Origin of the sequence: Streptomyces sp. NPDC058000, from assembly GCF_042886435.1 — a bacterium.
Classification (GTDB): Bacteria; Actinomycetota; Actinomycetes; order Streptomycetales; family Streptomycetaceae; genus Streptomyces.
Genome location: NZ_JBHVQS010000024.1, coordinates 63,508 through 75,001, shown reverse-complemented (window position 1 = coordinate 75,001; position 11,494 = coordinate 63,508). Strand labels below are relative to the sequence as shown.

Here is an 11,494-nt window from a genome sequence, read left to right as displayed (position 1 = left end):
CGAGGGCGGACCCGCCCCGCAGGGGACGGACATATCGTGGGAGAGCGGAGCCCGCCGGGGCGCCCGCCCTCTCGACCACGCTCAACGTAAGGACGGGCCCATGACCCGCGTGATCGCCGGTACGGCCGGCGGCCGCCGCCTCGCCGTACCACCGGGCAACGGCACCCGCCCCACCTCCGACCGGGCGCGCGAGGGCATGTTCTCCACCTGGGAGGCGCTCGACGGCCCGCTCACCGGCGCCCGGGTGCTCGACCTCTACGGCGGCTCCGGCGCGGTCGGCCTGGAAGCGCTCTCCCGCGGCGCCGCGCACGTCCTGCTGGTCGAGGCCGACTCCCGCGCGGTCCGCACCATCAGGGAGAACGTCAAGGCGGTCGGCCTGCCCGGTGTCGAGGTCCGGGCCGGCAAGGCCGAGCAGATCGCCGCGACCCCGGCCCCCGGAGCCCCGTACGACATCGTCTTCCTGGACCCGCCGTACGCGGTCGGCGACGACGACCTGCGGGAGATCCTGCTCACACTCCGTGGTCAGGGGTGGCTTGGCGCCGAGGCACTCGTCACCGTGGAGCGGAGCACCCGGGGTGGCGCGTTCGGCTGGCCGGACGGATTCGAAGCGATCAAGGCCCGTCGCTACGGCGAGGGGACGCTTTGGTACGGTCGCGCCGCTTCGGCGTCAGCCGAACCGACGTCAGCAACCCTGTCATGAACGGACCGGAGAGCGAGGAGACGAAGTTGCGCCGCGCCGTCTGTCCGGGGTCCTTCGACCCCATCACCAACGGGCACCTGGACATCATCGCCCGGGCCTCCAGGCTGTACGACGTCGTCCACGTCGCCGTGATGATCAACCAGTCCAAGCAGGGCCTGTTCACGGTCGAGGAGCGGATCGACCTGATCCGGCGGGCCACCGCCGAGTACGGCAACGTCGAGGTCGAGTCCTTCCACGGCCTGCTCGTCGACTTCTGCAAGCAGCGCGACATCCCCGCCATCGTCAAGGGCCTGCGCGCGGTCAGCGACTTCGACTACGAACTCCAGATGGCCCAGATGAACAACGGCCTCTCCGGGGTGGAGACGCTCTTCGTGCCGACCAACCCCACCTACAGCTTCCTCTCCTCCAGCCTGGTCAAGGAGGTCGCGGCCTGGGGCGGCGACGTCTCCCACCTGGTCCCGCCGTTCGTCCTGGACGCGCTGACCGAACGGCTCCGCAACAAGCCGTGATCCGGCACCCGGTGCGGTAGGAACGACGCCGAGCTGACGGTTCGTCAGCAGGTGTCGGGGCGGGGGCTCCTGGCCGTACAGTCGTCCCGTTCCGTCCTTCCGATCCTGCAGAGAGTGGCGAGTCCAAGGTGGACGTCCAGAAGAAGCTCGACGACATCGTCGCAGCCGTCGGCAGCGCCCGGTCCGTGCCCATGTCGGCCTCGTGCGTGGTCAACCGCGCCGATCTGCTCGCCCTGCTGGAGGAAGTGCGCACCGCACTTCCCGGCTCCCTCGCGCAGGCCCAGGAACTCCTCGGCGGGCGCGAGCAGGTGGTGGAGCAGGCACGCGTCGAGGCCGAGCGGATCATCGAGTCCGCGCACAGCCAGCGCGGCTCGCTGCTCTCGGACACCGAGGTGGTCCGGCAGGCCCAGGACGAGGCCGACCGGATCCTGGCCGAGGCCCGCCAGGAGGCCGACGAGATCCGCGTCCAGGCCGACGACTACGTCGACAGCAAGCTCGCCAACTTCGAGGTCGTGCTCACCAAGACCATCGGCTCCGTCGACCGCGGACGCGAGAAGCTGCTGGGCCGCGGCCCGGGCCTGGACGAGCAGGGCTACGAGGACGTCGAGGCCCCCGAGCGCAGCGCCGACCCGGAGACCCTCAGGCAGCGCGCCGACGCCTACGTGGACACCAAGTTCGGCGCCTTCCAGGCCGTTCTGACCAAGACCCTGGAGGCGGTCGGCCGCGGCCGCGACAAGCTCCAGGGCGCCCGCCCGATCGACGAGCTCGGCGACCACCTCGCCGCCCAGAACGACCCGCAGACCGCCGCCCCACTACAGGCCGACGCGGACTACCTCGCCGGCCTGGCGGGCGTCACCACGATCCAGGGCACCGAGCAGCCGGCGCCCCAGGAGGCGCCCCACACCCCGCAGCCCGGCTACTACGACGGCCAGGTCGCCGCCTACCAGCAGCCGGACGGCTACTCCTACCAGCAGCCCGACCAGGTCACCTACACCCAGCACCAGGACCCCTACGGCTACGACTGGCAGCAGGCCCAGCAGCCCGTCGCCCAGGCCCCCCAGCAGGGCTACGACCCGGGCGTCGACTACCACGCGCCGCACGTCCCCCCGCAGCCACAGCACGCCCCCCAGGCCCACGGCGATCACCCCGGAACCCTGGACGAGACCAGCCTCTTCGACACCAGCCTGATCAACCTCGACCAGCTACGGCAGTACGAAGAAGGCCGGCACTAGGCCCCGTCCGGCCCCGCGCCGGGTGGACGACGGATGCGGATTGGGCCTATCGGGAACCGTCCAGTATCCTGGCTCTTCGGTCGTGTGTATGCCCGCGATCACTGCTGCCCGCACGCCGGACTCCCGGTGTTGGACGGCCGATACCGCAGTACAGAAAGCAGGAAAGCCATCAACGCCCGCCTCGACCACCGTGCCCCGCTCGTGTTCGACACACGCGAGCTGGGTCGTCGTCCCGGCACGCTCAAGCGGCTCTCCCGCTCCGTCGAGGCCCCCGCGGCCCTCGGCAACGAGGTCATCGGAGCGCCCGAGGGCAGTCCGGTCGAACTCGAACTCCGCCTGGAAGCGGTCATGGACGGGGTGCTTGTCACAGGCACCGCCCGTGCGACCGTGACGGGGGAGTGCGTAAGGTGTCTGGAGCCGCTGGAGCGAGTGCTCGAAGCGGACTTCCAGGAGTTGTTCTCCTACCCCGACGCCGATGTCCGGACCACAGAGTCCGGCGACGACGCCGAGGACGAGGAGGACACCTTCCACATCGAGGACGACTTGTTCGACCTCGAACCCGTGCTGCGGGACGCGGTGGTGCTGGCACTGCCGCTGCAGCCGGTGTGCCGGGAGAACTGCCCGGGCCTGTGCTCCGACTGTGGGGCGCGGCTGGCGGACGACCCGGACCACCATCACGACGCCGTCGACATGCGCTGGGCGGCACTGCAGGAACTCGTCGAGTCCAACCAGGACCGAGAGACGGACAATGAACCCCGCGACGGCGGGGATGAACCTCAGGAGAAGTAGCCGTGGCTGTTCCGAAGCGGAAGATGTCGCGCAGCAACACGCGCCACCGCCGGTCGCAGTGGAAGGCTGCGGTCCCCACCCTGGTTGCGTGCGAGCGCTGCCAGGAGCCGAAGCTGCAGCACATCGCGTGCCCGAGCTGCGGCACCTACAACAAGCGCCAGGTCATCGCGGTCTGAGCGGCTGGTGACAGGCACTGTGTCTAGCCCGAAGAAGGCAGAAGACGGTCCTTCGGCACCCCGCAAGCACGGAGTCGAAACGGCACCGGCGGACACGGCCTCGTCCCTCTCGCTTCTGGAAGGGCGGCTCGGGTACACACTTGAGTCCGCCCTTCTGGTGCGTGCGCTGACGCATCGCTCGTACGCCTACGAGAACGGCGGTCTGCCCACCAACGAGCGGCTCGAATTCCTTGGGGATTCGGTCCTCGGCCTGGTGGTCACGGACACGCTGTACCGCATCCACCCCGACCTGCCGGAAGGCCAACTGGCCAAGCTGCGGGCCGCGGTGGTCAACTCGCGGGCGCTCGCCGAGGTGGGCCGCGGCCTCGACCTCGGCGCTTTCATTCGCCTCGGACGGGGCGAAGAGGGCACGGGCGGCCGGGACAAGGCCTCCATCCTCGCCGACACCCTGGAAGCGGTGATCGGCGCGGTCTATCTCGACCAGGGCCTCGACGCGGCCGGCGAGCTGGTGCACCGGCTCTTCGATCCGCTCATCGAGAAGTCCTCCAGCCTGGGCGCCGGCCTCGACTGGAAGACGAGTCTCCAGGAGCTCACCGCGACCGAGGGCCTCGGTGTCCCGGAATATCTGGTCACCGAGACCGGCCCGGACCACGAGAAGACCTTTACTGCTGCTGCCCGCGTCGGTGGTGTCTCGTACGGCACCGGCACCGGCCGCAGCAAGAAGGAAGCCGAGCAACAGGCGGCCGAGTCCGCATGGCGCGCGATCCGCGCCGCGGCGGACGAAGCGGCCGGGAAGACGCCGGACGGCGACGACCCAGCTCAGGCTTCCGGCGACACCCCGTCGCCGGCACACTGAAATCCCCGCTTCTGACCCCTCCCGGGTGGCTCCTACTGCCGCTCCGGGCGGGGTCAGAAGTCTTTTCCGGAGTCCTGTGACTCTCCTTGAGAAGCGTGAGGAGCGCCCGTGCCCGAGCTGCCCGAGGTCGAGGTCGTCCGCCGTGGCCTTACGCGCTGGGTCACCGGCCGCACCATCGACACCGTCGAGGTCCGCCATCCGCGCGCCATCCGCCGGCACACCGCCGGCGCGGACGACTTCGCCGCCCGGCTCAAGGGGCTGCGCGTCGGCCCGGCCCGCCGCCGCGGCAAGTACCTCTGGCTCCCGGTGATCGGCGGCGGCCCGGCCACCCAGAGCGCCGCCGAGGGCATCGCCCCGGTCCTCACCCCGTCCGTCACCCACGGCCTGGCGATCCTCGCCCACCTCGGCATGAGCGGGCAGTTGCTGGTCCAGCCGCAGGACGCCCCCGACGAGAAGCACCTGCGGATCCGGATCCGCTTCACCGACACCGACACCCCGGCCGGCGGCGAGGCCACCGGCACCGAGCTGCGCTTCGTCGACCAGCGCACCTTCGGCGGCCTCTCGCTGCACGACACCGTGCCCGGCGACCCCGACCTGCTCCCCGACGTGATCGCGCACATCGCCCGGGACCCGCTCGACCCGGCCTTCGACGACGCCGCCTTCCACGACGCGCTGCGCCGCCGCCGGACCACGATCAAGCGCGCGCTCCTCGACCAGACCCTGATCAGCGGCGTCGGCAACATCTACGCCGACGAGGCGCTCTGGCGCTCCCGGCTCCACTACGACCGGCCGACCGCCACCTTCACCCGCCCCCGCACCGCCGAGCTGCTCGGGCACGTCCGGGACGTGATGAACGCCGCACTGGCCGTCGGCGGCACCAGCTTCGACAGCCTCTACGTCAACGTCAACGGCGAGTCCGGCTACTTCGAGCGCTCGCTGGACGCCTACGGCCGCGAGGACGAACCCTGCCGCCGCTGCGGCACGCCCATCCGCCGCCGCCCCTGGATGAACCGGTCCAGCTACTTCTGCCCCCGCTGCCAGCGCCCGCCGCGGCCGAGCTGACCGGGACCGGGCGGGCCACCGGCGTCCGCCTCAGAAGCCGAAGTCCTGGGTCCACCACGGGCCGCCCGGACCGAAGTGGGCGCCGACACCAAGGGACTTGTACTCGCAGTTGAGGATGTTGGCGCGGTGTTCCGGGTCGTTCATCCACGAATCCATCGCGGACCGGGCGTCGGTCTGGCCCCGGGCGATGTTCTCCCCGCCCACGTCCGCTACGCCCTGGGCACGGGCCCGGTCCCAGGGTGTGTGGCCGTCCGGATCGGTGTGGCCGAAGAACCCGCGCCGCGCCATGTCGTCGCTGAACCGCTGGGCCAGACCGGCCAGGTCACTGTTGGCGGCGACCGGCGAGCAGCCCACCCGGGCGCGCTCCTGGTTGACCAGCGAGAGCACCTCGGCCTCGGCCGCGGACTCGGTGCTGCCGCCGGCACCCGGGGCGGCGGTCGGGGACGCCGACTGCCGGGGCGCCGCGGTGGTCGGCCGGTCGGTGGGCCGTGCGGAGGGCCGGTCGCCGGTCTCCCGGGACGGGGACGCGGTCGGCCGGGTCGACGACGGGGAGGCGCTGGGGGAGGGGGACGAGACCACGGAGCCCGGGGACCCCGGGGACCCTGGGGTGGCAGCCCGTCCGGTACCCCGGGACGCGGTGTTCCCGCTGTCGCGGTCCGCCGCGTCCGTGGCCCCGGGCACCGGAGCGGCGGAGCTCTCCTGCGGCTGGGCGTCCGGCAGCGCATCGGCGCGTACCCGGTCGGTGGGGTCGACGCCGCTCACCTCGAACCGGCCGCCGCCGGGGATGAGCCCGGACGCCACCGCCACCGCGCCCATCGCCACCGCGGCGGAGGCGCCGAGCAGTCCCGTGCGCACCGGCGCGGTCCGGCGGGCCGCCCGGTGGCCGCGGCGACCGGTGGCCGCACCTGTCGGACCGTCAACGGGCCCCGCATACGGGCGTTCCGGAACGTGGGGAGCAGAGCGTCGATGGCGGCCCATCCGCAGAACTTCCTTCCGTCCAGCGTCAAGAAAGACTCACTCGAAAGGGTGAGTCCTCGCTGTCGGGGGACTGTACCGAATGACGTCAGGGGCGGATGTGCTTGCTGAGCAATTGGCCGGTTAACGTGCACACATGGAAGACGAGGTGCGGATGACCGCGTGGGTACGCGGGCTGGTCCAGGAAGTTGGGTTCCGCTGGTTCACCCGAGCGAACGCCTTGCGGATCGGCGGGCTCGCCGGTTTCGCGGTCAATCTCGGCGACGGACGCGTCCAGGTCGTCGCCGAAGGGCCGAAGGAACACTGCGAGCAGTTGCTGGAGTGGCTACGCACCGGAGACACGCCCGGCGCCGTCGACGGCGTCACTGAGATTTGGGCCACGCCGCGGGGCGGCTACGACGGCTTCGAGATCCGCTGACCGGGCCGGGAAGAGCCGCCCGGACGGCCGCGCCAAGGGCGCCCGCGGGTGCACCACGGCGAGCTGCTCACAGGAGATAAGCCCTGGTGGTTGCCAACTCGGCCGACCCGTGCAAGGCTGCCGCTGTACGGATGATCTCTACGCCCCGCGGGCCCTTTCTGGAGAGTCGGCGCCATGTCCTGGCGGCTGCGCACTCTCAGGTGCCCGAGGATACGGGGTGTGATCGTGTTGACCCCCCATCCGTTTGGTGAGACTCTGGAATCCCCGCGCACCTTAGCTGTTTGGCATTGAGTACACCTGGAGAATGACAAGCACCGCGGGTGCGAATCCCTCACGACCCACACCGCTTCGGTCGGTCACTCATTGTGGAGGACCATCCATCATGGCAAAGGCGCTTCTCGGTTACGTCGGCGGCTCCGACCCCCGAGTCCTCTCCGAGATGCGACGGCTTCAGCAGCGCGTCCAGGACCTCGAATCCGAACTCATTCGGATGCAGGCCGAGAATGACATGCTCTGCGCTGCCGCGCGTCGCGACGACTCGGTACTCGACATCGACGTACCCCAGGCGGAGCCCGCGCTCACCTGACCCCGATCACCTCATTCCGATCAAGGTCGGAAGGGCTGCACGCCAGCCGCTTGAGGCACCGCTCTTCAAGATCTGCAAGGGACGCTTCGGCGTCCCTTCGTCGTTTCCCCGCTCCGTCTTCGGTAATTCCCCCGGCCGTGCGCTGTGCTTTTCCGCGCCGTCCGGACACCTGGGTGTCCTCCGGTCACTTTCGTACCGTGGAGTTTCCCCAGCCCCTCGGTGTCGTCCTTACCGCATGATGTGCCCCTCCCTTTACCCGGTGAAACCGTCCGCTCCTTTCCCCGGTGGAACCGGACGGGCGACGACGGTGGATACCCGGGGGCCGTAAGGGGGCGTGGCGGCTGACGGAATGTTGCGGAGGAGGGCCGGGGAGCGGCGGGTAGAGTTCAAAGGCGTGCATCTGAAGAGTCTGACCCTGCGAGGCTTCAAGTCCTTCGCCTCCGCCACGACGCTGCGGTTCGAACCGGGTATCACCTGTGTCGTGGGCCCCAACGGTTCCGGCAAGTCCAACGTCGTGGACGCGCTGTCGTGGGTCATGGGGGAGCAGGGCGCCAAGTCGCTGCGCGGCGGCAAGATGGAGGACGTCATCTTCGCCGGGACGACCGGGCGGCCGCCGCTCGGCCGCGCCGAGGTCTCGTTGACGATCGACAATTCCGACGGTGCGCTGCCCATCGAATACGCCGAAGTCACGTTGACCCGGATCATGTTCCGGAACGGCGGCAGCGAGTACCAGATCAACGGTGACACCTGCCGGTTGTTGGATATCCAGGAACTCCTCTCCGATTCCGGTATCGGCCGCGAAATGCATGTGATCGTCGGCCAGGGCCAGCTCGATTCCGTCCTGCACGCCGATCCGATGGGCCGTCGGGCGTTCATCGAGGAGGCGGCCGGCGTGCTCAAGCACCGCAAGCGCAAGGAGAAGGCGCTGCGGAAGCTGGAGGCGATGAAGGCCAATCTCGCCCGCGTCCAGGACCTGACCGACGAGCTGCGGCGGCAGCTCAAACCACTGGGGCGGCAGGCCGCGGTGGCTCGGCGGGCCGCCGTCATCCAGGCCGATCTGCGCGATGCCCGACTGCGGCTGCTCGCCGACGACCTCGTCGCGCTGCGCCGGGCGCTGGCCGCGGAGATCGCCGACGAGGCGGCGCTGAAGGAGCGTAGGGAGGCGGTGGAGGCGCGGCTGCGCACCGCCCAGCAGCGGGAGGCGGCCCTGGAGGCGGAGGTGCGTGCCCTCACGCCGCGGGTGCAGCGGGCCCAGCAGACCTGGTACGCGCTGTCCCAGCTCGCCGAGCGGGTGCGCGGCACGGTCTCGTTGGCCGAGGCCCGGGTCCGGAGTGCCGCGGCGGCCCCGCCGGAGGAGCGGGGTGGCCGGGACCCCGAGGACCTGGAGCGGGAGGCCGCCCGGATCCGCGAGCAGGAGGCGGAGTTGACGGCCGCGCTGGAGGCGGCGAGCCGGGCGTTGGAGGACACCGTCGAACACCGGGCCGCGCTGGAACGGCAGTTGGCGGACGAGGAGCGGCGGCTGCGGGACGTCGCGCGGGCCCTGGCCGATCGGCGCGAGGGGCTGGCCCGGCTCAGCGGGCAGGTCACCGCCGCCCGCGGCCGGGCCGCCTCGGCGCAGGCGGAGATCGGCCGGCTGGTCGAGGCCCGGGACGCCGCCCGGACCCGGGCGGTCGCGGCCCAGGAGGAGTACGAGCAGCTCAAGGCCGAGGTCGACGGGCTGGACGCGGACGACGCGGAGGTCGGTGGGCGGTACGAGGCGGCGCGGCGGGAGCTGGCGGAGGCCGATTCCGCGTTGACCGCCGCGCGGGAGGCGCTGACCGCGGCCGAGCGGGAGCGGGCCGCGACCGCCGCCCGGCACGATGCGCTCGCCCTCGGGTTGCGTCGTAAGGACGGCACCGGCGCGCTGTTGGCCGCCGCGGACCGGATCGGCGGACTGCTCGGACCGGCGGCCGAACTGCTCACCGTCGCGCCCGGCTTCGAGGTCCCGGTGGCGGCCGCGCTGGGCGCCGCGGCGGACGCGGTCGCGGTCACCGACCCGGCCGCCGCCGCGGAGGCGCTGCGTCTGCTGCGCAAGGAGGACGCCGGGCGGGCGGCGATGGTGCTGGGCGGCACCCGGCCGGCCCGGGTGCCGGCGCCGGCCCGGGCGAGGGAGGCCGTGGCGGCGGTGGAGGTCGCCGAGCGGGCCGGCGGGGGGTCGTCCAGCGGGGCCGGCGGGGCCGGTGGGGCCGGTGGGAGTGGCGCGGCCGGGGTGCCGGGGACCGCCGGCGGGCCGGTGCCGGCGCATGAACTGGTCCACGGGCCAAGGGAGTTGACCGCCTCGGTGGCCCGGTTGCTGCGTGATGTGGTGGTGGTCGGGACGCTGGAGGAGGCCGAGGAGCTGGTGGTGGCGCGGCCGGAGCTGACCGCCGTCACCGCGGAGGGCGATCTGCTCGGGGCGCACTTCGCCCAGGGTGGTTCGGCGGGGGCGCCCAGCCTGCTGGAGGTGCAGGCGTCCGTCGACGAGGCGGCGGCGGAACTCACGGAGCTGGCGGCCCGCTGTGACGAACTGGCCGAGGGACGACGGGCCGCGGAGCTGCGGCGTACCGAGTGCGCCGCGCTGGTCGAGGAACTGGATGCCCGGCGGCGTGCGGCCGATCGGGAGAAGTCGAAGGTCGCCGGGGACCTGGGGCGGCTCGCCGGGCAGGCGCGGGCCGCCGCGGGGGAGGCGGAACGGTCCGCCGCGGCCGCCGCCCGGGCAGAGGAGGCGCTGGCGCGGGCCACCGAGGAGGCGGAGGAACTGGTCGCGCGGCTGGCGGCGGCCGAGGAGGACCCGGGCGCGGAGGACGAGGAGCCCGACACCTCGGTCCGCGACCGGCTGGCGGCCGACGGGGCCAACGCCCGGCAGACGGAGATGGAGGCCCGGCTCCAGGCGCGGACGCACGAGGAGCGGGTCAAGGCGCTCGCCGGGCGGGCGGACGGGCTGGACCGGGCGGCGCGGGCCGAGCGCGAGGCGCGGGCGCGGGCCGAGCGGCGGCGGGCCCGGCTGCGGCACGAGGCGGCGGTGGCCGGGGCGGTGGCCTCGGGCGCGCGGCAGTTGTTGGCGCACATCGAGGTGTCGGTGGTCCGGGCCGAGGAGGAGCGGGCCGCGGCGGAACGCGGTAAGGACGAGCGGGAGCGGACGCTGGCCACCGAGCGCGAGCAGGGCCGGGAGCTGGTGGCCGAGCTGGACAAGCTGACCGATTCGGTGCACCGCGGTGAGGTGCTGGGCGCGGAGAAGCGGCTGCGGATCGAGCAGTTGGAGGGCCGGGCGCTGGAGGAGCTGGGGGTGGAGCCGGCCGCGCTGGTCGCGGAGTACGGTCCCGACCAGCTGGTCCCGCCGTCCCCGCCGGCCGAGGGCGAGGCGCTGCCCGACGACCCCGAGCACCCGCGGAACCAGCCGGTGCGTTACGTCCGGGCCGGGCAGGAGAAGCGGTTGAAGGCCGCTGAGCGGGCGTATCAGCAGCTCGGGAAGGTGAACCCGCTCGCGCTGGAGGAGTTCGCGGCGCTGGAGGAGCGGCACCAGTTCCTCAGCGAACAACTTGAAGACCTGAAGAAGACCCGGGCGGATCTGCTGCGGGTGGTCAAGGAGGTCGACGAGCGGGTCGAGCAGGTCTTCACCGAGGCGTACCACGACACCGCGCGGGAGTTCGAGGGCGTCTTCGCGCGCCTCTTCCCGGGCGGCGAGGGGCGGCTGGTGCTGACGAACCCGGACGACATGCTGGCGACCGGGGTGGACGTGGAGGCGCGCCCGCCGGGGAAGAAGGTCAAGCGGCTCTCGCTGTTGTCGGGCGGTGAGCGGTCGCTGACCGCGGTGGCGCTGCTGGTGTCGATCTTCAAGGCGCGGCCCAGCCCGTTCTACGTGATGGACGAGGTCGAGGCGGCGCTGGACGACACCAACCTGCAGCGGCTGATCCGGATCATGGAGGAGCTCCAGGAGAGTTCGCAGCTGATCGTGATCACGCACCAGAAGCGGACGATGGAGGTCGCCGACGCGCTCTACGGCGTGTCGATGCAAGGGGACGGCGTCTCGAAGGTGATCAGCCAGCGGCTGCGCTGAGCCGGGCGGGCGAGCCCGTCGTGCCGGAGGCTCGTGACCGCTCTTCTTCACTCCCTGAAGATCAATTCAGAACTTGAATGAAGTCTGCCGCAGTCGGGTGAGGAAGACGTCAGCTT

The 11,494-nt window shown here is 71.9% G+C and carries 11 protein-coding genes; 10 read left to right on the top strand and 1 reads right to left on the bottom strand.

Annotation, left to right across the window (positions count from 1 at the left end):
* Nucleotides 1–100 precede the first annotated feature (100 nt).
* From rsmD to mutM, 7 genes are all read left to right on the top strand, one after another.
* Nucleotides 101–700 carry a 16S rRNA (guanine(966)-N(2))-methyltransferase RsmD gene (rsmD, locus tag ACFVT2_RS23245; RefSeq protein ID WP_390020895.1) on the top strand — a complete coding sequence of 200 codons (600 nt, stop codon included), beginning with the start codon at nt 101–103 and terminating at the stop codon, nt 698–700.
* A gap of 26 nt (nt 701–726) precedes the next feature.
* A complete protein-coding gene (coaD, locus tag ACFVT2_RS23240) occupies nt 727–1,209 on the top strand; it encodes a pantetheine-phosphate adenylyltransferase (protein WP_390021001.1) in 483 nt (160 codons plus the stop codon).
* 128 nt (nt 1,210–1,337) lie between these two features.
* On the top strand, nt 1,338–2,441 hold the full coding sequence (locus ACFVT2_RS23235) for a cell division initiation protein (RefSeq protein ID WP_390020892.1): 1,104 nt from the start codon (nt 1,338–1,340) through the stop codon (nt 2,439–2,441).
* Between the two features lie 201 nt (nt 2,442–2,642).
* Nucleotides 2,643–3,230, top strand: coding sequence for a YceD family protein (locus ACFVT2_RS23230; RefSeq protein WP_390020890.1), 588 nt, complete (start codon nt 2,643–2,645; stop codon nt 3,228–3,230).
* Between the two features lie 2 nt (nt 3,231–3,232).
* Nucleotides 3,233–3,406 (top strand): 50S ribosomal protein L32, encoded by a 174-nt coding sequence (gene rpmF / locus ACFVT2_RS23225; protein ID WP_039632438.1) that lies wholly within the window; start codon nt 3,233–3,235, stop codon nt 3,404–3,406.
* 7 nt (nt 3,407–3,413) lie between these two features.
* Nucleotides 3,414–4,262 (top strand): ribonuclease III, encoded by an 849-nt coding sequence (gene rnc / locus ACFVT2_RS23220; RefSeq protein WP_390020888.1) that lies wholly within the window; start codon nt 3,414–3,416, stop codon nt 4,260–4,262.
* Between the two features lie 108 nt (nt 4,263–4,370).
* Complete coding sequence (gene mutM, locus ACFVT2_RS23215; protein ID WP_390020885.1) at nt 4,371–5,324, top strand: bifunctional DNA-formamidopyrimidine glycosylase/DNA-(apurinic or apyrimidinic site) lyase; 954 nt, start codon at nt 4,371–4,373, stop codon at nt 5,322–5,324.
* Between the two features lie 30 nt (nt 5,325–5,354).
* On the opposite strand, the gene ACFVT2_RS23210 is transcribed toward mutM, so the two are convergent.
* Nucleotides 5,355–6,302, bottom strand: a complete 948-nt coding sequence (locus ACFVT2_RS23210; RefSeq protein WP_390020882.1) for a CAP domain-containing protein — start codon at nt 6,300–6,302, stop codon at nt 5,355–5,357.
* Between the two features lie 133 nt (nt 6,303–6,435).
* On the opposite strand from ACFVT2_RS23210, the gene ACFVT2_RS23205 reads away from it, so the two are divergent.
* The 3 genes from ACFVT2_RS23205 to ACFVT2_RS23195 all read left to right on the top strand — a co-directional run bounded on the left by ACFVT2_RS23205 (nt 6,436) and on the right by ACFVT2_RS23195 (nt 11,378).
* Nucleotides 6,436–6,717: an acylphosphatase gene (locus ACFVT2_RS23205; protein WP_100599589.1), complete on the top strand. Its 282-nt coding sequence runs from the start codon at nt 6,436–6,438 to the stop codon at nt 6,715–6,717.
* A gap of 382 nt (nt 6,718–7,099) precedes the next feature.
* Complete coding sequence (locus ACFVT2_RS23200) at nt 7,100–7,303, top strand: hypothetical protein (protein ID WP_390020879.1); 204 nt, start codon at nt 7,100–7,102, stop codon at nt 7,301–7,303.
* A 394-nt stretch (nt 7,304–7,697) separates the two neighbouring features.
* Nucleotides 7,698–11,378, top strand: a complete 3,681-nt coding sequence (locus ACFVT2_RS23195; protein WP_390020876.1) for an AAA family ATPase — start codon at nt 7,698–7,700, stop codon at nt 11,376–11,378.
* Nucleotides 11,379–11,494: the final 116 nt, after the last annotated feature.

Excerpts from the sequence above, each read along its gene's own strand:
- rsmD (WP_390020895.1), top strand. The coding sequence starts at position 101 with ATGACCCGCGTGATCGCCGGTACGGCCGGCGGCCGCCGCCTCGCCGTA.
- ACFVT2_RS23210 (WP_390020882.1), bottom strand. The coding sequence starts at position 6,302 with ATGGGCCGCCATCGACGCTCTGCTCCCCACGTTCCGGAACGCCCGTAT.
- ACFVT2_RS23205 (WP_100599589.1), top strand. The coding sequence starts at position 6,436 with ATGGAAGACGAGGTGCGGATGACCGCGTGGGTACGCGGGCTGGTCCAG.
- ACFVT2_RS23200 (WP_390020879.1), top strand. The coding sequence starts at position 7,100 with ATGGCAAAGGCGCTTCTCGGTTACGTCGGCGGCTCCGACCCCCGAGTC.